Source organism: Tamlana sp. s12, assembly GCF_016767215.1.
GTDB classification, from domain to species: Bacteria; Bacteroidota; Bacteroidia; order Flavobacteriales; family Flavobacteriaceae; genus Pseudotamlana; species Pseudotamlana agarivorans.
The window spans coordinates 56,493-76,235 of the sequence record NZ_CP068547.1 but is presented as its reverse complement, the minus strand read 5'-3'; the positions used below and the strand labels follow the sequence as shown (position 1 = coordinate 76,235).

The window sequence follows — 19,743 nt, the reverse complement described above, 5'->3', positions numbered from 1 at the left end:
TAAAAAGCTTTCCCAAAACGGAAGGCTTTTTTTATGCACTTTTTTTCATTTTTGAACATCATAAAAATATCGATTTAAAATGCTGTAAATCAGTATATTGAATTATTTTTTGTGATTGTGAATTTAACTAGAAAAAATCAAGGTTAAGTGAATTGAGGCCTTAATAAATTACTTTCGAATCTTATTTTGGGTTTTGAAGAGTTTTTATTGAAAAGTCTAAAAAGCTTAGGATTGTGACATAAATTAAGAAAAAGCATAAAATTATTTGCAATAAATATGAAAGAACTTAATAAACATAGTAGAAGGCTAACGCAAGATCAATCGCAGCCAGCATCTCAAGCCATGTTATATGCCGTAGGATTAACGGATGAGGATATGAACAAAGCTCAAGTTGGAATTGCTAGTACAGGCTATGATGGGAACCCGTGTAACATGCACTTAAACGGATTGAAAGATGAGGTTAAAGTAGAGTGTAATATAGCTGGTCTAGTAGGTTTAGGATTTAATACTATTGGTGTTAGTGATGGTATTTCAATGGGAACTTCAGGGATGAATTACTCTTTAGCTTCTCGTGATATTATTGCCGATTCTATTGAAACTGTAATGAATGCACAAAGTTATGATGCGTTGGTTTCTGTAGTAGGATGCGATAAAAACATGCCTGGTGCCGTAATTGCGATGCTACGTTTAAACCGTCCGTCTATTATGATGTATGGTGGAACTATTGCTTCGGGGAAATATAAAGGACGTAAATTAAATATTGTTTCTGCTTTTGAAGCTCTAGGACAAAAAGTAGCCGGAGAAATTGACGAAGAAGAATACAGAGAAATTATAAAAAGTGCGATTCCAGGTGCTGGAGCTTGTGGTGGTATGTACACAGCAAACACTATGGCTTCGGCTATAGAGTGTATGGGGTTTGCATTACCTTATAACTCTTCAATTCCTGCTGAAAATCCGAATAAATTATCGGAAAGTGAAAGAACAGCACGTGCGATTAAAAATCTTTTAGAATTAGATTTAAAACCTTTAGATATCATTTCTAAAAAATCTATCGAAAATGCGATTGCTTTGGTAAACGCCCTTGGAGGATCTACTAATGCCGTACTTCACTTTTTAGCGATTGCTCATGCAGCTGATATCGAATTTACACTTGAAGATTTTCAACGTGTAAGTGACAGAACACCATTAATTGCCGATTTAAAACCTAGTGGTAAATATTTAATGGAAGATGTTCATGGTATTGGTGGTACGCCAGCAGTTATGAAATATTTATTAGATGCAGGTTTCTTACATGGTGATTGTATGACCGTAACAGGAAAAACCTTAGCGGAAAACTTAGCGGATGTAGAGCCCTTAACGTTTGAAGATGATCAGGATGTGATTTTCCCTAAAGATAAGGCTTTAAAATCTTCTGGAAACTTACAAATCCTTTACGGAAACTTAGCTGAAGAAGGTGCGGTTGCAAAAATTTCTGGAAACGAAGGTTTGTTATTCGAAGGTAAAGCAGTGGTTTACGATGGTGAACAAGCGGCAAATACAGGGATTTCAAACGGTGAAGTTGCTAAAGGTGATGTCGTTGTTATTCGTTATGTCGGACCTAAAGGTGGTCCAGGCATGCCAGAAATGCTAAAGCCAACCTCATTAATTATGGGTGCTGGTTTAGGGAAATCGGTAGCATTAATTACCGACGGTCGTTTTTCTGGTGGAACACACGGTTTCGTGGTAGGGCATATTACGCCTGAAGCACAAACTGGTGGGGCTATCGGACTTATTAAAACTGGAGATACTATTAGAATTAGTGCTGAAGATAACTCTATTAATGTGTTAATTTCTGAAGAAGAATTAGCGCAAAGAAAAGCAGCATGGGTACAGCCAGAATTAAAACACAAAAAAGGTATTTTGTATAAATATGCAAAAACGGTAGCATCGGCTTCAAAAGGTTGTGTTACAGATGCATAAGTAGTAGATTTTTTCATTTCCGTGAAGTCGGAAATCTCAATAAATGGGAACTCTCAATAATGGGAACTATGGAAACAAAAACATTAAACAAAAAAGAAGTGGCAGAAAAAACACAGCGTATTACAGGTTGCGAAGCAGTTGTAAGGTCTTTAATAGCTGAAGGTGTTGATATTCTTTACGGATATCCTGGAGGTGCTATTATGCCGGTTTACGACGAATTATATAAATTTCAAGATCAAATTCATCACGTCTTAACACGTCATGAGCAAGGTGCAGCGCATGCAGCCCAAGGTTTTGCAAGAATTTCTGGCCGCGTTGGTGTCGCGCTAGCGACCTCTGGTCCTGGAGCAACCAATTTAATTACTGGAATTGCCGATGCACAAATCGATTCGACCCCTGTGGTATGTATTACGGGTCAGGTGGCATCGCATTTGCTTGGTAGTGATGCTTTTCAAGAAACTGATATCGTAGGTATTTCTACGCCAGTTACAAAATGGAATTGTCAGGTTACTAAAGCAGAAGATATTCCTGCAGCGATCGCTAAAGCCTTTTATATCGCTAAAAGCGGAAGACCAGGGCCTGTGTTAGTTGATATTACTAAAGATGCGCAGTTTGGAGAATTGGATTTTAAATACGAAAAATGCAAAGGCGTAAGAAGTTACCAGCCTGTTCCAAAAACGAGTCAGGATGCTGTTAACGCTGCCGCGGAATTGATTAATGCTGCGAAAAAACCAATGATTGTTTGGGGACAAGGCGTGATTTTAGGTGAAGCTGAAGCGGAGCTTAAAGCGGTTGTTGAAAAGGCTGGAATTCCATCGGCTTGGACTATTCTAGGAGCTTCGGCTTTAGAATCTTCTCACCCATTAAACGTTGGTATGGTTGGTATGCACGGTAACTACGGACCAAACAAATTAACCAATGAATGTGATGTACTTATCGCTATTGGAATGCGTTTCGACGACCGTGTTACAGGCGATCTAAAAACCTATGCAAAACAAGCTAAAGTGGTTCATTTTGATATTGATCCAGCTGAAATTAATAAAAATGTACAATCTGATGTAGCTGTACTAGGGAATTCTAAAGAGAGTTTGGCCATGTTGCTAGACGCTTTAAATGAAAATTCTCATGAGGCTTGGTTACAGGAGTTTAAAGATTTATATCAAATAGAATTTGATAGCGTTATCGATAAAGATGTTAATCCAACGAAAGAAGGTTTAACTATGGGAGAAGTTATTAAGCAAATTAATATCGCTTCTGAAGGTAATGCCGCTATTGTATCGGATGTAGGACAGCATCAAATGATTGCTTGTCGTTATGCCGATTTTAATGTGTCTAAAAGTAATATTACTTCTGGCGGATTAGGAACTATGGGCTTTGCGCTTCCTGCAGCTATTGGTGCTAAAATGGCAGCTCCAAACCGTGAGGTTGTTGCGATTATTGGTGATGGTGGTTTTCAAATGAATATCCAAGAGTTGGGGACTATTTTCCAACAAAAAGTGCCTGTGAAAATCGTGGTTTTAAACAATGAGTTTTTAGGAATGGTTCGTCAATGGCAACAGTTATTTTTCGATAAGCGTTATGCGTCTACCGAAATGACTAATCCAGATTTTGTAACCATTGCAAAAGGATATCATATTGAAGGGAAACGCGTTTCTAACCGTAAGGATATGGAAGCTGCTGTTAAGGAAATGATTGCTTCAGAAAATTCATACTTCTTAGAGGTTTGTGTAGAGAAGGAAGATAATGTATTTCCTATGATTCCTTCGGGAGCATCGGTTTCAGATGTACGATTAAGTTAATAAAAAGCATGTAAATCAGAAGATAAAGATGAATCTGGCCAGTGTGTTCTTCCGCGGAAGCGCCATTTAAAACAATCATCTTTTTTCTAATATCTAACTAAAAAACATGAGTGAAGACATAAAAACATTTACGATTTCTGTGTATACCGAGAATAATATCGGGTTGCTAAATCGTATCTCAGCTATTTTTCAGCGCCGACACATCAACATTGAAAGTTTAACCACTTCGCAATCGGAAATTGATGGCGTTAATCGTTTTGTAATTGTGGTTAATGTAACGAAGACCAATGCTGAAAAAATAGTGAAGCAAATTGAAAAGCAAGTTGAAACCATAAAGGCGTATTACCATACCGATGAGGAAACGATTTTTACCGAGTCGTGTATGTTTAAAATTAAGTCGGAATTGCTTTTCGAAGAGCCTCAAATTCAAAACATCATTAAAGAAAGTAACACGCGTATTGTAACAGTAAATAAAGAGTTTTTTGTACTTGAAAAATCAGGTAGAAGAAATGAAATAGAATCTTTACGTCGCGATTTAAATGTTTTTGGGATTATGCAATTTGTGCGTTCTGGACGTATTGCAGTAACCAAAGAAGAAATGAAAATAACTGAATTGCTTTCAGCATTCAATAATCAATAATAACAAGTAAATTAAAAATGGGAAATTATTTTAACACATTATCGTTAAGAGATAAATTAAATCAATTATCGAAATGTAGATTTATGGACACTTCAGAATTTGCTGATGGAGTGGACGCTTTAAAAGGAAAGAAAATTGTTATCGTAGGCTGTGGAGCTCAAGGTTTAAATCAAGGTTTAAACATGAGAGATTCAGGTTTAGATATTTCTTATACTTTACGTGATGCTGCTATTGCTGAAAAACGTGCTTCTTTTGTTAATGCAACAGAAAATGGTTTCGAAGTTGGTACCTACGAAGAGCTTATTCCAAAAGCAGATTTAGTATTAAATCTTACTCCAGATAAGCAACACACTAATGTAGTTAAAGCGGTTATGCCTTTAATGAAAAAAGGAGCTACTTTAGCATATTCTCATGGTTTCAATATTGTTGAAGAAGGGATGCAAATTCGTGAAGATCTTACTGTAATCATGGTAGCGCCTAAGTCGCCAGGTTCGGAAGTTCGTGAAGAATATAAAAGAGGTTTTGGTGTGCCAACGTTAATTGCGGTACACGAAGAAAACGATCCAGAAGGAAAAGGATGGGCACAAGCTAAGGCTTATGCTGTAGCAACTGGTGGTGATAGAGCTGGTGTTTTAGCATCTTCTTTTATTGCTGAGGTGAAATCGGATTTAATGGGTGAGCAAACCATTCTTTGTGGATTGTTACAAACAGGTTCTATCCTTTGTTTCGATAAAATGGTTGAAGAAGGTATCGAGCCAGGTTATGCTTCTAAATTAATTCAATACGGATGGGAAACCATTACTGAAGGTCTTAAATACGGTGGTGTTACAAACATGATGGATCGTCTTTCAAATGCTGCAAAAATTAAGGCTTTTGAATTATCTGAAGAGTTAAAAGATATCATGCGTCCGTTATTCCAAAAGCATATGGATGATATTATCGAAGGTCGTTTTTCTGCTGGAATGATGGCAGACTGGGCTAACGATGATAAAGATTTATTGGGATGGAGAGCAGCAACTGCAGAAACGGCTTTTGAAAAAACGCCTGCTGGAGATGTTGAGATTACAGAGCAAGAATACTACGATAACGGTGTGTTAATGGTTGCTATGGTAAGAGCTGGTGTTGAATTGGCTTTCGAAGCTATGGTAGACTCTGGAATTATCGATGCTTCTGCATACTACGAATCGTTACACGAAACTCCATTAATTGCAAATACTATTGCTAGAAAGAAATTATACGAAATGAACCGTGTAATCTCTGATACGGCTGAGTACGGATGTTACTTATTCGATCACGCATGTAAGCCTTTATTAGCTGATTTCATGAAAACGGTTAATACCGATGTGATTGGTAAAGCTTATGCTAAAGATAATGGTAAAGGTGTTGATAACGCGAAACTTATCGCTGTTAATAAAGCATTAAGAAGTCATCCAGTTGAAAAAGTTGGAGAATTCTTAAGATCATCTATGACGGCTATGAAGCCAATAGTTTAAAACTTATCCCAATGAACAAGGAAAACACATATTTTCCTAAGTTAAGTGATATAAAGGTAGCTGCCGATACGATTAAAAACGTATCGGCAGTTACGCCTTTAGGGCATAGCTTAAGGTATTCTAAACAGTTTGATGCGCAGGTGTTTTTGAAGCGTGAAGATCTTCAGCAAGTCCGTTCCTATAAAATTCGTGGGGCCTATAATAAAATCAGTTCACTAACGCCTAAGCAATCGGCTTGTGGTGTCGTTTGTGCCAGTGCGGGGAATCATGCACAAGGTGTGGCGTTATCTTGTAAATTATTGAAGATAAAAGGCACTATTTTTATGCCTACACCAACACCGAAACAGAAGGTAGAGCAAGTTGAAATGTTTGGTGAGGATTTGATTGAAATCAAACTTATTGGCGATACTTATGACGATGCGAGTAAAGCGGCGCTTCTAGAATGTGAACAGTTGGAGAAAACCTTTATTCATCCTTTTGATGATGAAAAAGTAATCGAAGGACAAGCTACTGTGGGTCTAGAAATTCTAGAGCAAGCTCAAAATCCTATCGATTATGTGTTTATTCCTATTGGTGGAGGTGGTTTAGCTTCCGGACTGTCTACCGTATTTAAAGCTTTATCTCCAGAAACTAAAATTATTGGTGTGGAGCCTGAAGGCGCACCTTCCATGACGGTTTCCATTAAAAATAATAAAAACACAGCCTTAGACGAGATTGAAAAATTTATCGATGGTGCTGCTGTAAAACGTGTTGGTGATTTAAATTTTGCCATATGTAAAGAAAATCTCGATGATACGGTAACCGTACCAGAAGGCAAAGTCTGCGAAACCATACTAGAACTCTACAATAAAGATGCAATTGTGGTAGAACCAGCAGGAGCTTTAAGTATTTCGGCTTTAGATTTTTATGCTGAAGAAATAAAAGGCAAAAACGTGGTTTGTGTGGTGAGTGGCAGTAATAACGACATCACCAGAACACCAGAAATTAAAGAGCGTGCTTTATTATACGCCAATTTGAAGCACTATTTTATAGTGAATTTTCCGCAACGTGCTGGGGCTTTAAAAGAATTTGTGGTCGATATTTTGGGTGAAACCGATGACATTACCTTCTTTCAATATGCCAAAAAAACCAATCGCGAAAATGGTTCGGCTGTAGTAGGCGTACAACTAAAATCTTCAGAAGATCTAGAACCACTCATTTCTAGAATGAAAAAGCGTAATTTCTTTGGAGATTATTTAAACAATAAGCCTGATTTATTTGAGTTTTTAGTCTAAAATTGATTTTGTGGAGCGAAATCGTTTTCGTTTTAATACCTTAAAATATCAGAGGTTTATCTGCTAAATTTAGGTAAATTTCGTTTACTTTGAGGTAAAATGTAAGTGTGATTTTATTGCAAATACATAAACGAACCACAACAACTACTATAAACTTATTATTATGAAAACAGCTTTTCAAGAGATTCCTGAAGCTTATAAAATTAAATCACTTCTACATCAAACCACTTACTTGGTAAATGGTGAGTTGAAAAGTTGGGAAGGAGATACTGCCGAGGTATACTCAACCATTTCATCAACATCGGAATATAAACCAACACTTTTAGGGACTATTCCGCAATTAGGTGAGAAAGAGGCTATGGAAGTTTTAGATTCTGCAACTTCTGCTTACGATCATGGTAAAGGGCTGTGGCCAACAATGAAAGTAGCCGATAGAATTGCTTGCATGGAAACCTTCGTGGAGCAAATGAAAACCAAGCGTGAAGAAGTTGTAAAACTTTTAATGTGGGAGATAGGGAAAAATTTGCCAGATTCTGAAAAGGAATTCGATAGAACCGTAGAGTACATTTATGATACTATTGAAGCTTATAAACAAATTGACAGGTCTTCTGCAAAATTTGAAAAAAACTCTGGGGTTTACGCGCATATCCGTCGTGGTCCACTAGGGGTGGTTTTGTGCTTAGGGCCATATAACTATCCGCTTAATGAAACGTTTGCCTTATTGATTCCGGCTTTAATTATGGGGAATCCTGTAATTTTCAAGCCTGCTAAATACGGTGTTTTATTAATCTCACCTTTATTGGAAGCTTTTCAAAGCAGTTTCCCTGAAGGGGTTGTGAATATTGTGTATGGTCGCGGACGTGTATTAGCCGCTCCAATTATGAAATCTGGCGCTATCGATGTATTGGCGTTAATTGGAAATAGTAAATCGGCTAACATCCTTCAGGCACAGCACCCAAAAGGAAACAGACTGCGTATGGTTTTAGGTTTGGAAGCTAAAAATCCGGCGATTGTATTACCAGATGCCGATTTAGATTTAGCGGTAGATGAGTGTATTGCAGGGACTTTGTCTTTTAACGGACAACGTTGTACAGCATTAAAAGTATTGTATGTTCACGAATCGGTTGTTGAAGAATTTAATCGCCGATTTGCTTATAAAGTTGATCAGCTTAAATTTGGAAACCCTTGGGAAGAAGGCGTGAAATTAACGCCGCTTCCAGAAACGGATAAGCCAGCATACATTCAAGAACTTATTGACGACGCTCTAGAAAAAGGAGCAAGTATCATTAATAAAAAAGGCGGTGAAACCTCCGAGAACTATATTTTTCCAGCGGTATTGTATCCGGTGTCTAAAGAGATGCGTGTTTATAAAGAAGAGCAATTCGGACCAGTAATTCCGGTGATTTCTTTTTCTGATATTGAAGAGCCTTTAGATGATATGGCTGAGTCGGATTACGGACAACAAGTGAGTTTGTTTGGTAAAAATATTAATACGCTATCACCACTTATCGATACTTTAGTGAATTTAGTATGTCGTGTAAACTTAAATAGTTCTTGTCAAAGAGGACCAGATGTTTATCCTTTTACAGGACGAAAAGATTCGGCTTCAGGTACATTAAGTGTGCATGATGCGTTGCGTTCTTTCTCTATTAGAACTTTTGTTGCTTCTAAGGATAATGAGTATAACAATGCCATTTTAACAGAGTTACTTGAAAGAAAAACGTCGAATTTTATCAGTACCGATTATATTTTATAAAAGAGAGTCTTTCCTATAAAGCTTGATTTAAATATTAGCAGCATTCATTCTTAATTGAAATTGAATGCTGCTTTTTTATTATATGATTATCTTTGGTTGAATCGTTTAAAAAATGCGTAGCAGTAACTTTTTAAGATATTATAGATGAAAGCAGCAAAACATACCTTAGTGATTATTCTTTTTTGCGTCACCTTAATGGCTTGCGGAAACAAAGAAAAAAAGCAGAGCCAGAGTCCGTCGCAAACGGAAGTTCAAGCAGGGTCTAGTGATGAAGCTATAACAACTATAGACCTTACTGCAAGCGATGGGATGCAGTTCAATAAAAATAAAATTGAGGTTAATGCAGGTGAAAAAGTAAGACTTACATTGACTCATACTGGTAAAATGGCGAAAACCGTCATGGGACATAATTTCGTCTTGCTAAAAAAGGGCGTGGATCTTACCGATTTTGGTACCGAAGCTGCTACGGCAACCGACTCAGAATTTATTCCTAACGATGGAGATGATGTAATTGTACACACCAAACTCATTGGTGGTGGCGAATCTATAACTATTGAGTTTAACGCCCCAGAATCAGGTGATTATGATTTTTTATGTAGCTTTCCGGGGCATTTTATGATCATGAAAGGTAAATTTATAGTGAAATAAAGTGGTTTTCTTACGTTTTTAAGCGGTTTCAATAATTAATCATTTAATGTTTTTTAAAAAATATTGAAAGATTGAGATTTTGAGGCTTTAAAATTAGAGATATTAATAATTTTTTAAAATTAAAATTAGGAAAGTCCGTTATTGTCTTCAATATGTTTTAATTTTACGATATGAAAACATTAAAAAATACATTACGTTGTTCTACACCCGGTTTGTCTGCGCGCCGTCGCCGCAGCTTCTAATTATTTAGATGAGTAAACCCAAACCCAAAACGTAGTTTTTAATTTTTTTCATAGTGTCCAAAAATAATTTCATAGCATTTCAAAATAAGGTTAATTTAGTAGAAGTTAACACTCATACTGTGCGCCGTACTTTTTTTCGTCGCCCGTAAGGGTGTATTTCATTTTTTGAACTAGGTGTGTCCAGTTCAGCTATTAAAAAAAAGAGTAATAAATGACAAACAATATATACTAGGAAATGAAGGTTGTAATAGCCGATAAGTCACATGTGAAATTCGCAGAAATCATCTGCGAAACCATTGCATCTTCCGCCGCCATTAGGGGTACGGGGATTGCTAGACGTTCCCCAGAATATATTGCTACTAAAATGGAAAATGGAAATGCAGTCATAGCCTTAGATCAAGGTAATTTCGCAGGATTTTGTTATATCGAAAAGTGGGGGCATGGTAAATTTGTGGCCAATTCAGGCCTGATTGTGCATCCCGATTATAGAGGTATCGGATTAGCTAAGCTTATCAAGCACAAGGTTTTTGAACACTCTAGAACAAAATTTCCAGACGCCAAAATTTTTAGTATTACCACAGGGTCTGCTGTTATGAAAATGAATAGCGACTTAGGTTATAAACCAGTGGTTTTTTCCGAGTTAACCGACGATCAAACCTTTTGGGATGGTTGTCAAACTTGTAAAAACTATGACGTTTTAACGCGAACAAACCGCAAAATGTGTTTGTGTACGGGTATGTTATACGACCCCCATGCAAAAGACAAAGACATTAAGCCTATAAAAAATAGTGTGTTTGCCAGATTAAAACGAATTAAACGCGCTCTGTTTTTAAAATCTGAAAAGAATAACGATTCAGGGCAAACTAACAATGACACAAATTAAAATGAATACATTACTAGATATCGATGCTGAAATCGATCAGCTTATAGAACAGGCTGAAGCCTTTTGCGATAAAGAAGGTATCGAAATCAAATTGGTTTACAAACTTTCCAATAAATCATTAGAAATCATTTCTGAAAGATCTAAAGCATTGCCTACATTGTATTATGTAAGTGTAGAGATGCTTAAAAAACGTGCCGAAAACGGATGTTTTATCTTAAAGAAAGATGATGAGATTATTGGACACATCTTTGTTCATGAACATCAGGTGAAAGAACATTTTGTATATGAGCGCTCATCATTATGGGTGGATAGCACGTATAGAAATTGCAATTTAGGCTTGTTGTTAATGGCTAGAATGACCGAGTTTTTTAGTGAAACTTTTCTCATTTCAATCGCCCAAACCCCTAAAGTTCATCAGTATAATGAGTTGCTTGGTATGACCCATGTGACCTTATCAAAAATGTCGGCTCAACTTGTACAAGAGCTTGAGAAATTAGGGAAATTACGTGATGAATTGAATTATAGATATTATGTAAATGCCTGTTTTGCTTCAGAAATAGGTCAGTTAAAATAGAATAGAAAATTAGTTATATAAATAGAGTAAAATGAAAAAATTAGTAATAGCATACAGTGGTGGATTGGATACGTCATACTGTGCAGTAAGTTTATCAAAAGAATATGATGTGCACGCCGTAAGTGTAAACACCGGTGGTTTTACTAAAGAAGAAATTAGTCACATAGAGAGTAACGCCTACAAAATGGGTGTAACGACCTATAAAAATATTGATGCAGTATCTACTTTTTATCAGAAAGTGGTGAAGTATTTGATTTTTGGAAATGTATTAAAAAATAACTCATACCCATTATCGGTAAGTGCCGAGCGTATCATTCAAGCGATTGAAATTATTGAATACGCTAAAAGTATCGATGCCGAATATATTGCTCATGGTAGTACAGGTGCAGGAAACGATCAAGTACGTTTTGATATGATTTTCCAAACTTTGGCTCCAAACATCAAAATTATTACGCCAATTAGAGATGAGAAATTAACCAGACAACAAGAAATCGACTATTTGAAAGAAAATGGTATCGATATGAACTGGGAAAAAGCAAAATACTCTGTTAATAAAGGATTATGGGGAACAAGTGTTGGAGGATCAGAAACTTTAACATCTGACAAAGCATTACCTAGCGAAGCTTATCCGTCTCAATTGAAACACACCGAGGAAGAAAAAGTAAAATTAACTTTCAAACAAGGCGAGTTAGTAGCAGTAAACGGTATTGAAAATGCGCCTCAAAATAATATAGAAGTGCTAAATAACTTAGCTTCGGCATATGCTATTGGTAGAGACATCCATGTTGGTGATACGATTGTTGGTATTAAAGGACGTGTTGGTTTTGAAGCTGCAGCAGCGCTTATTACTATAAAAGCACATCATTTATTAGAAAAGCATACGCTTACCAAATGGCAGTTACAACACAAAGAATATTTGTCAAGTTTCTACGGAATGCACTTGCATGAAGGGCAATACCTAGATCCGGTTATGAGAAACATTGAAGCTTTCTTAGCAAGCAGTCAAGATAAAGTTACAGGTGATGTATTTGTAACTTTAAAACCTTACCACTTTGCACTAGATGGTATTCAGTCGGAGCATGACTTGATGAGTGCTAAATTTGGAAGCTACGGTGAGGAGAACAAAGCATGGACCGCTGATGATGCTAAAGGCTTTATCAAAATTCTAGGTAATCAGAATAAAATCTATCAACAAGTAAATTCAAAATAATGATCCAAGTTGGAATTATAGGTGGCGCAGGGTACACAGCAGGCGAGTTAATAAGATTACTTATTCATCACCCCGAAGCTGAAATGAACTTTGTGTATAGCACCAGTAATGCAGGAAATCAAATAAGTAAAGTACATCAAGATTTAGTAGGGTCTTTAGATTTTGAATTTACAGATACCGTAAATCCAAATGTAGACGTGTTGTTTTTATGCTTAGGCCATGGTAATTCGGTGAAGTTTTTAGAAGCTAACACCTTTTCTGAGCAGACTAAAATCATCGACTTAGGAAACGATTTTAGACTTGAAGCCGATAAAGTTTTTAATGGAAAAACCTTTGTATATGGCTTACCAGAATTACAAAGAGAAGCTATTAAAAACGCAAACTATTTAGCGAATCCTGGTTGTTTTGCAACAGCCATTCAGTTGGGACTTTTGCCTTTAGCGGAAGCCAACTTGCTAAATAACGATGTGCATATTAATGCCGTAACTGGGGCAACAGGTGCAGGGACTTCATTGTCTGCGACCACACATTATACGTGGCGTGATAATAATTTCTCTTATTATAAGCCTTTTACGCATCAGCATTTAGGAGAAATTAACCAATCGGTTAAACAGTTGCAAGGTGATTTTGCTTCAGATATCCTTTTCATGCCAAATCGCGGGAATTTTTCACGAGGCATCTTTGCAACGATTTACACCGATTTTGAAGGTTCTGTAGAAGATGCGAAGGCCATGTATCAATCCTATTATAAAGATGCTGAATTTACCTTTGTAGCCGACGATTTTTTACATTTAAAACAAGTGGTAAACACAAACAAATGTTTAATTCACTTGCATAAACATGAAGGGAAGCTTTTAATAACAAGCATTATCGATAACCTTTTAAAAGGAGCCTCGGGACAAGCCGTTCAGAATATGAACTTAATGTTTGGTTTAGAAGAAACCACAGGATTAGGATTAAAGGCGACTTATTTTTAAGTCGCTAAACTTCCCAGAATAGGGAAATATATGCAAAAGAGTAGGGGTTAAATCTTAAATGATAAGTAAAGGCTTTCTGTGAGATGTGTTGAAGTTGGTTTTAAACCAGTCAATTAACAGAAAACCCTTCTAAAATCGTTACTTTTGCACGACAACCAAACAAATTATAGGGGTTAGCATAACTCCTAATAAAGAAGGAAACTTCTTTTGAAAAACAAACCAACTAATAAATATGTAATTATGCCATTATTTAACGTTTATCCGCTGTACGATGTAACACCAGTTTCAGGAAAAGGTGTTTATGTTTACGATAAGAATGGAACAGAGTATTTAGACCTTTATGGTGGTCACGCTGTGATCTCTATTGGGCACGCACACCCAAAATATGTTGAGGCTATTTCTCGTCAAGTTTCCGAACTCGGATTTTATTCCAATGCCATCCAAAATCCGCTTCAGGTTCAATTGGCCGATAAGTTAGAAGCGCTTTCAGGATGTAAAGATTACGAACTGTTTTTCTGTAATTCAGGAGCAGAAGCTAATGAAAATGCACTAAAATTAGCATCCTTTAAAACTGGGAAATCTAGAGTTATAGCGTTTAAAAATGGTTTTCACGGACGTACATCGGCTGCCGTTGCAGCGACCGATAATCCTGGTATCGTAGCGCCAATTAATGCGCAACAAGAAGTGACTTTTCTTGAGTTAGACGATATTGCTGGCGTAAAAGCCGAACTAGAAAAAGGGGATGTATGTGCTGTTATTGTTGAGTTTATCCAAGGCGTTGGCGGTCTGGATCAAGGTTCGGCTAAGTTTTTCAATGAAGTTGATAAACTTTGTAAAGCTAACAACACGTTTTTTATCGCCGATGAGGTGCAATCGGGATACGGACGTTCAGGTAAGTTTTTTGCTTTTCAGCATTATAATGTAACACCAGACATTATATCGATAGCAAAAGGTATGGGGAACGGTTTCCCAATGGGTGGAATTTTAATTCACCCTAGTATAGAAGCTAAATTTGGTATGTTAGGTACCACTTTTGGTGGTAATCACTTGGCATGTGCTGCTGGTTTATCAGTTTTAGAGGTTATTGAAGACCAAAAACTGATAGATAATGTGCAAGTGATGTCTGAGTATTTTATAAAAATCGCTAAAACCATTCCGCATATAAAAAATATAAAAGGAAAAGGTTTAATGCTCGGATTAGAATTTGACTTTGAAGTTGGCGACTTAAGAAAACGCTTGATTTATGAAAATCATATTTTTACTGGTGGTGCTTCAAACAAAAAATTATTAAGAATATTACCTCCGTTAACCGTTAGGAAAGAGCATATCAATATGTTTTTTGAAGCCCTAATAGAAGTGTTACCAGAGGTGGAATCTGCAGAGGAACTGCAGACAGAAAAAATTTAAAAAAAAAGAAAATGAACACTTTATTAACTATAGAAACAAGAAACGCAGTACTGCTTAAAATGGGCGTACTATTAGAAAAGGAACGAGAAACTATAATTAATATCAATAAAGAAGATTTAGAGGCTTACAAAGGCGATGATATTTCAATGTACGATCGTTTAAAAGTTGACGATTCAAAAGTCGATGAAATGATTAAGTCCGTAACGCATCTAGCTTCACAAGACGATCCTGTTGGAGTAGAACGCTTTGCTTTTAAACACGACAATGGCATGCAGGTTTACAATAAAACAGCATCGTTTGGAACCGTTCTAATCATATATGAATCTCGTCCTGATGTAACAGTTGAAGCCGCAGGAATCGCATTTAAATCTGGGAATAAAATTTTACTAAAAGGCGGAAAGGAATCTTTACGCTCAAACTTAAAAATTGTTGAATTGTGGCACGAGGCTTTAAAGGCCAATGGTGCTTCTACCGATTGGGTAGAATATTTACAATTCAACAGAGAGGAAACCCAAGCTTTCTTGGAAAATCCAACTCAAAAAGTTGATTTAATGGTGCCTAGAGGTGGCGAACGTTTAATCGCTTTCGTAAAAAAACATGCCAACTGCCCTGTTATTATTAGTGGTAGAGGAAACAACTTTGTGTATGTACATCCTAAAGCTGATTTAGATATCGCTATGGATGTGATTATTAACGGAAAAACAGCAAAAATTTCAGCTTGTAACGCCGTAGATAAAGTTTTAATTGATGAAAACCTTCCTGAAAAAGAAGCTTTCATGAAACGCTTAATTTCTAAATTAAAGGAATTTGATGTTGAAATTTTAGGTGATGAAAAAACGTCTAAATACGATGAAATTAGTCAGTTTGAATCTGATGATATCTGGTATGAAGAGTTCCTAGATTACAAAATCGTTATAGGAGAAATTGCTGGAGTTGAAGATACGATCGCCATGATTAATAAATATTCAGGAGGTCACTCGGCATCAATCATCACTACCGATGAAGCTGTTGCTAAAACCTTCATGGAAAATGTAGATACGGCTGCTGTATATCACAACGCCTCAACACGATTTACCGATGGTAGTCAGTTAGGTTTAGGTGGTGAGTTGGCAATCAGTACTGATAAGTTACACCAACGTGGCCCTATTGGTTTACAGCACTTAGTAACCAATAAGTGGTATGTTCATGGTAACGGACAAATAAGATAAGTATGCCTGTGCATACCAGCAAAAAAAAAATAAGCGTCCACTTGTGGTAAGATCAATTTTTAGAATTATCACAAGTGGAGTTTTAAATAAATGAAGAAAAAACGCATTTTATTAAAAGTAGGGTCCAATACGCTTACCAAGGAAACCGATAATATTTCTAGAGGTAAAATTGAAGATATTGCCAGTCAAATCGCGCAGCTTCAAGACCGATACGAATTTATAATTGTAAGCTCAGGAGCTATTGCTGTAGCGAAACAGTTTGTAAAGCTGGAAAGTCAGCGAGAAGAATTATTCGTTAAACAGGCTTTAGCATCTATTGGGCAACCGCATTTAATTCGTATTTATCAAGAAATTTTCAGGGAATATGGTCTGTTGAGTTCCCAGTGTTTATTGTCTTATTCCGATTTCGAGAAAAAGGAAAGTAAAACAAACATTGTGAATACGATTAACGTTTTGGTTAACAACAACTACATTCCTATCATTAATGAAAATGATACGGTTGCTACCGACGAAATTAAATTTGGAGATAACGACAAACTAGGCGCGTTAACGGCATCACTTTTAGGTGTTGATTTGTTTATAATAGCAACCAATACCAACGGCATATATACCAAAGCTTCCTTTGAAAATAATACTCCAGAAACCATTTCAGAGGTTGTCGATTTCGATGCTTTAAAAGCCGAGGTTGTAAACTCAAAATCTACCCATGGTAGTGGTGGTATGGCTTCAAAAGTAGAAGCAGCAGCATTAGCCAAAAACTCAAAAATAGAAACTTGGATTGTAAACGGACTCGAAGATCATTTCATCATTAATGCGATGGAAAACAAAGTAGCGTTTACTAAAATAAAAGCATAGTAATATGAAAAATTACACATCCATAAACGATATTGATAACATCAAAACATGGATTGAAGAAGCTAAAGCTTTAAAGCAGAATCCCCTTAAAAATGTTGAACTCGGTAAACACAAAACCTTAGGTTTATTGTTTTTTAACTCTAGTTTACGTACACGTTTAAGTACGCAAAAAGCAGCCTTAAACTTAGGTATGGATCCAATAGTGATGAACGTTTCTGGCGATGCTTGGGGAATCGAATTTGAAGATGGTACGGTGATGAATGGTAACACCGCCGAACATATAAAAGAAGCTGCTGCCGTGGTGTCGCAATATTGCGATATTATTGCTGTAAGAGCCTTTCCAACCTTAACCGATAAGGTTAAAGATGAAAGCGAGCAGGTTTTAAAAGCCTTCGTAAAGCACGCTTCGGTACCTGTGGTGAATATGGAAAGTGCTACTGGGCACCCACTACAAGCTTTAACAGATGCCATAACCATTTCAGAGCATACCAAAAAAGAGAAACCTAAAGTGGTTTTAAGTTGGGCGCCTCATGTTAAAGCCTTACCGCATGCCGTAGGTAATAGCTTTGTTCAAGCCATGCAAAAAATGGATGTGGATTTTGTGATTGCAAATCCCGAAGGTTATAATTTAAGTCCGGAGATCACTAAAGATACGCCTATTGTTCACAGTCAAGAGAAAGCATTTAAGGATGCCGATTTCGTTTATGTGAAGAATTGGAGTTCCTACGACGATTATGGTAAAGTGTTAAATACAGACCCCAATTGGACCATCACAAAAGAAAAATTAGGTGATGCCAAATTTATGCACTGTTTGCCTGTAAGACGTAATCTTATTGTAGAAGACGCCGTTTTAGATAGCGATAGCTCATTGGTTATTCAGCAAGCTAATAACAGAACCTACGCTGCACAATTGGTACTTAAAAAAATATTAGAAAATGGCTAAAGAGAAATTATCAGTAGTAAAAATTGGTGGGAATGTTATAGAAAATCCAGAGGCTTTAGCGACTTTTTTAGAGCAATTTTCAGAATTAGAAGGGAAGAAAGTTTTAGTGCATGGCGGCGGAAAACGCGCCACACACATCGCTTCAAAGTTAGGGATTGAATCTCAAATGGTGAATGGTCGTCGTATTACCGATGCCGAAACCTTAGAAGTGATTACCATGGTTTATGGCGGATTAGTAAACAAAAATATTGTGGCTCAGCTGCAAAGTTTGGATACCGATGCCATCGGTTTAACGGGTGCAGATATTAATAGTATCGCTTCAAAAAAACGTCCGGTAAAAGAGATAGACTACGGTTTTGTTGGCGATGTTAAAAAGGTAAATCATACAAGCATTAATAAACTTATTGAAGCTGATTTTACACCTGTTTTTTGTGCCATTACGCATGACGAAAACGGACAACTATTTAATACCAATGCCGATACTATTGCTTCAGAATTAGCCATTGGTCTTTCAAAATTATATAAAGTAGAACTGGTATACTGTTTTGAGAAAAACGGCGTGCTTATGGAAGTTGATGATGATAACTCGGTTATCGATTTTATGGATTCAGGTACCTACGAAGTGTTAAAGCACAAAGGTGTTTTTCACGATGGGATGCTTCCTAAATTAGAAAACTGTTACCACGCTATTGAAGCTGGTGTATCTAGAGTTTTTATTGGAAACCCAAGCATTATAAGTAACAAGAATCAAAAGTTTACCACCTTATTTTTATGATAGAGCAGTTAACACAAGATGCCATTGCTTTACTAAAAAAGCTCATCGAAACCCAGTCTTTTTCTTCCGAAGAAGAACAGACAGCAGGGCATATCGAAGCATGGTTTACAAATCACAATATAGTTTATAATCGTACTAAAAATAACATTTGGGCGCTTAACAAGCACTTTGATGAGAGCAAGCCAACCTTGTTGCTAAACTCACATCACGATACCGTAAAGCCCAATTCGGCCTATACCAAAGATCCGTTTAAAGCCATTGTTGAAGATGGGAAATTATTTGGGTTAGGAAGTAACGATGCCGGCGGTTGTTTGGTGTCGCTTATGGCCACCTTTGTGTATTTTTACAATCATGAAAACTTAAAATACAATTTGGTTATTGTCGCTTCCGCGGAAGAAGAAAGCAGTGGTCCAAACGGACTAAACAGTATGCTTCCTATCATTCCTAAAGTGGATGTGGCAATTGTGGGTGAACCTACATTGATGAATTTAGCTGTTGCTGAAAAAGGTTTAGTCGTTTTTGACGCTGTGGTTGAAGGTACACCAAGTCATGCCGCGCATCCAAATGATGATAATGCCCTTTACAACAGTATTGAGGCGCTGCAATGGTTTAAAGATTACAAGTTTGAAAAGAGCTCTGAAGCTTTAGGTGATGTGAAACTAACGGTAACTCAAATTAATGCAGGCTCACAACATAATGTGGTTCCTGGTCATGTAGATATGGTAGTTGATGTTCGTGTGAATGATGCTTATTCAAATGCCGAAATTGCCGAGATTTTACAAAGTCAGGCGCCAGTAACACGAATTATACCTCGTAGCTTGCGTTTGAACTCTTCAAGCATTCCTATGGATCATGATTTGGTAAAAGCAGGAATAGCTATGGGAAGATCGACTTACGGGTCGCCAACTTTATCTGATCAAGCGGTATTGAGCTGTTCGTCGTTAAAATTAGGCCCTGGAGATAGTACGAGATCACATTCGGCTGATGAATTTATTTATATTAGTGAAATAGTAGAAGGCGTTCAGATTTACATCGAACTGTTAAATCGCGTCCTTATTCCTGCGTAGGAATATGTGGAATCGTTGAACTGTTTAGTTGTT

17 protein-coding genes are annotated in these 19,743 nt (G+C 36.9%); all 17 read left to right on the top strand.

Translation table 11 applies throughout. The annotated features are described in order from the left end of the window. Positions 1–276 precede the first annotated feature (276 nt). Positions 277–1,959, top strand: a complete 1,683-nt coding sequence (ilvD, locus tag JJL45_RS00325) for a dihydroxy-acid dehydratase (RefSeq protein ID WP_068601538.1) — start codon at positions 277–279, stop codon at positions 1,957–1,959. Positions 1,960–2,027: 68 nt separating this feature from the next. Next, positions 2,028–3,758 carry a biosynthetic-type acetolactate synthase large subunit gene (gene ilvB, locus JJL45_RS00320; protein WP_068601776.1) on the top strand — a complete coding sequence of 577 codons (1,731 nt, stop codon included), beginning with the start codon at positions 2,028–2,030 and terminating at the stop codon, positions 3,756–3,758. A gap of 106 nt (positions 3,759–3,864) precedes the next feature. Beyond that, positions 3,865–4,398 carry an acetolactate synthase small subunit gene (ilvN, locus tag JJL45_RS00315; protein ID WP_068601540.1) on the top strand — a complete coding sequence of 178 codons (534 nt, stop codon included), beginning with the start codon at positions 3,865–3,867 and terminating at the stop codon, positions 4,396–4,398. A 17-nt stretch (positions 4,399–4,415) separates the two neighbouring features. After that, the gene (gene ilvC / locus JJL45_RS00310) at positions 4,416–5,891 is read left to right on the top strand and encodes a ketol-acid reductoisomerase (protein ID WP_068601541.1); all 1,476 of its coding nucleotides are present in this window, start codon (positions 4,416–4,418) and stop codon (positions 5,889–5,891) included. Positions 5,892–5,902: 11 nt separating this feature from the next. Continuing rightward, positions 5,903–7,165, top strand: a complete 1,263-nt coding sequence (ilvA, locus tag JJL45_RS00305) for a threonine ammonia-lyase IlvA (RefSeq protein WP_068601543.1) — start codon at positions 5,903–5,905, stop codon at positions 7,163–7,165. A gap of 163 nt (positions 7,166–7,328) precedes the next feature. Further along, entirely contained in the window at positions 7,329–8,921 is a 1,593-nt protein-coding gene (locus JJL45_RS00300) for an NADP-dependent glyceraldehyde-3-phosphate dehydrogenase (protein ID WP_068601545.1), read from the top strand. A 144-nt stretch (positions 8,922–9,065) separates the two neighbouring features. Continuing rightward, positions 9,066–9,569 carry an azurin gene (gene azu / locus JJL45_RS00295; RefSeq protein WP_068601547.1) on the top strand — a complete coding sequence of 168 codons (504 nt, stop codon included), beginning with the start codon at positions 9,066–9,068 and terminating at the stop codon, positions 9,567–9,569. A gap of 477 nt (positions 9,570–10,046) precedes the next feature. Further along, positions 10,047–10,694 carry a GNAT family N-acetyltransferase gene (locus JJL45_RS00290; RefSeq protein WP_067144780.1) on the top strand — a complete coding sequence of 216 codons (648 nt, stop codon included), beginning with the start codon at positions 10,047–10,049 and terminating at the stop codon, positions 10,692–10,694. A gap of 1 nt (position 10,695) precedes the next feature. Continuing rightward, positions 10,696–11,268 (top strand): GNAT family N-acetyltransferase, encoded by a 573-nt coding sequence (locus tag JJL45_RS00285; protein WP_202664204.1) that lies wholly within the window; start codon positions 10,696–10,698, stop codon positions 11,266–11,268. A gap of 31 nt (positions 11,269–11,299) precedes the next feature. Then, positions 11,300–12,478 (top strand): argininosuccinate synthase, encoded by a 1,179-nt coding sequence (locus JJL45_RS00280; RefSeq protein ID WP_067144778.1) that lies wholly within the window; start codon positions 11,300–11,302, stop codon positions 12,476–12,478. Next, on the top strand, positions 12,478–13,455 hold the full coding sequence (gene argC / locus JJL45_RS00275) for an N-acetyl-gamma-glutamyl-phosphate reductase (protein WP_068601553.1): 978 nt from the start codon (positions 12,478–12,480) through the stop codon (positions 13,453–13,455). The genes JJL45_RS00280 and argC overlap by 1 nt, the downstream gene beginning before the upstream one ends. Positions 13,456–13,695: 240 nt before the next feature. After that, on the top strand, positions 13,696–14,862 hold the full coding sequence (locus tag JJL45_RS00270) for an aspartate aminotransferase family protein (protein ID WP_068601555.1): 1,167 nt from the start codon (positions 13,696–13,698) through the stop codon (positions 14,860–14,862). 11 nt (positions 14,863–14,873) lie between these two features. After that, complete coding sequence (locus JJL45_RS00265) at positions 14,874–16,070, top strand: glutamate-5-semialdehyde dehydrogenase (RefSeq protein WP_068601556.1); 1,197 nt, start codon at positions 14,874–14,876, stop codon at positions 16,068–16,070. Positions 16,071–16,160: 90 nt separating this feature from the next. After that, complete coding sequence (proB, locus tag JJL45_RS00260; protein ID WP_068601558.1) at positions 16,161–16,925, top strand: glutamate 5-kinase; 765 nt, start codon at positions 16,161–16,163, stop codon at positions 16,923–16,925. A gap of 4 nt (positions 16,926–16,929) precedes the next feature. Beyond that, a complete protein-coding gene (locus tag JJL45_RS00255) occupies positions 16,930–17,868 on the top strand; it encodes an acetylornithine carbamoyltransferase (RefSeq protein WP_068601560.1) in 939 nt (312 codons plus the stop codon). Then, positions 17,861–18,643, top strand: coding sequence for an acetylglutamate kinase (gene argB / locus JJL45_RS00250; protein WP_068601562.1), 783 nt, complete (start codon positions 17,861–17,863; stop codon positions 18,641–18,643). The genes JJL45_RS00255 and argB overlap by 8 nt, the downstream gene beginning before the upstream one ends. Next, on the top strand, positions 18,640–19,710 hold the full coding sequence (locus JJL45_RS00245) for a M20 family metallo-hydrolase (protein WP_068601565.1): 1,071 nt from the start codon (positions 18,640–18,642) through the stop codon (positions 19,708–19,710). The genes argB and JJL45_RS00245 overlap by 4 nt, the downstream gene beginning before the upstream one ends. The last annotated feature ends 33 nt before the right edge of the window (positions 19,711–19,743 follow it).

What these genes read in the sequence shown, in the direction of transcription:
- ilvD (WP_068601538.1), top strand. Translation starts at nt 277, where the DNA reads ATGAAAGAACTTAATAAACATAGTAGAAGGCTAACGCAAGATCAATCG.
- ilvB (WP_068601776.1), top strand. Translation starts at nt 2,028, where the DNA reads ATGGAAACAAAAACATTAAACAAAAAAGAAGTGGCAGAAAAAACACAG.
- ilvN (WP_068601540.1), top strand. Translation starts at nt 3,865, where the DNA reads ATGAGTGAAGACATAAAAACATTTACGATTTCTGTGTATACCGAGAAT.
- ilvC (WP_068601541.1), top strand. Translation starts at nt 4,416, where the DNA reads ATGGGAAATTATTTTAACACATTATCGTTAAGAGATAAATTAAATCAA.
- ilvA (WP_068601543.1), top strand. Translation starts at nt 5,903, where the DNA reads ATGAACAAGGAAAACACATATTTTCCTAAGTTAAGTGATATAAAGGTA.
- JJL45_RS00300 (WP_068601545.1), top strand. Translation starts at nt 7,329, where the DNA reads ATGAAAACAGCTTTTCAAGAGATTCCTGAAGCTTATAAAATTAAATCA.
- azu (WP_068601547.1), top strand. Translation starts at nt 9,066, where the DNA reads ATGAAAGCAGCAAAACATACCTTAGTGATTATTCTTTTTTGCGTCACC.
- JJL45_RS00290 (WP_067144780.1), top strand. Translation starts at nt 10,047, where the DNA reads ATGAAGGTTGTAATAGCCGATAAGTCACATGTGAAATTCGCAGAAATC.
- JJL45_RS00285 (WP_202664204.1), top strand. Translation starts at nt 10,696, where the DNA reads ATGAATACATTACTAGATATCGATGCTGAAATCGATCAGCTTATAGAA.
- JJL45_RS00280 (WP_067144778.1), top strand. Translation starts at nt 11,300, where the DNA reads ATGAAAAAATTAGTAATAGCATACAGTGGTGGATTGGATACGTCATAC.
- argC (WP_068601553.1), top strand. Translation starts at nt 12,478, where the DNA reads ATGATCCAAGTTGGAATTATAGGTGGCGCAGGGTACACAGCAGGCGAG.
- JJL45_RS00270 (WP_068601555.1), top strand. Translation starts at nt 13,696, where the DNA reads ATGCCATTATTTAACGTTTATCCGCTGTACGATGTAACACCAGTTTCA.
- JJL45_RS00265 (WP_068601556.1), top strand. Translation starts at nt 14,874, where the DNA reads ATGAACACTTTATTAACTATAGAAACAAGAAACGCAGTACTGCTTAAA.
- proB (WP_068601558.1), top strand. Translation starts at nt 16,161, where the DNA reads ATGAAGAAAAAACGCATTTTATTAAAAGTAGGGTCCAATACGCTTACC.
- JJL45_RS00255 (WP_068601560.1), top strand. Translation starts at nt 16,930, where the DNA reads ATGAAAAATTACACATCCATAAACGATATTGATAACATCAAAACATGG.
- argB (WP_068601562.1), top strand. Translation starts at nt 17,861, where the DNA reads ATGGCTAAAGAGAAATTATCAGTAGTAAAAATTGGTGGGAATGTTATA.
- JJL45_RS00245 (WP_068601565.1), top strand. Translation starts at nt 18,640, where the DNA reads ATGATAGAGCAGTTAACACAAGATGCCATTGCTTTACTAAAAAAGCTC.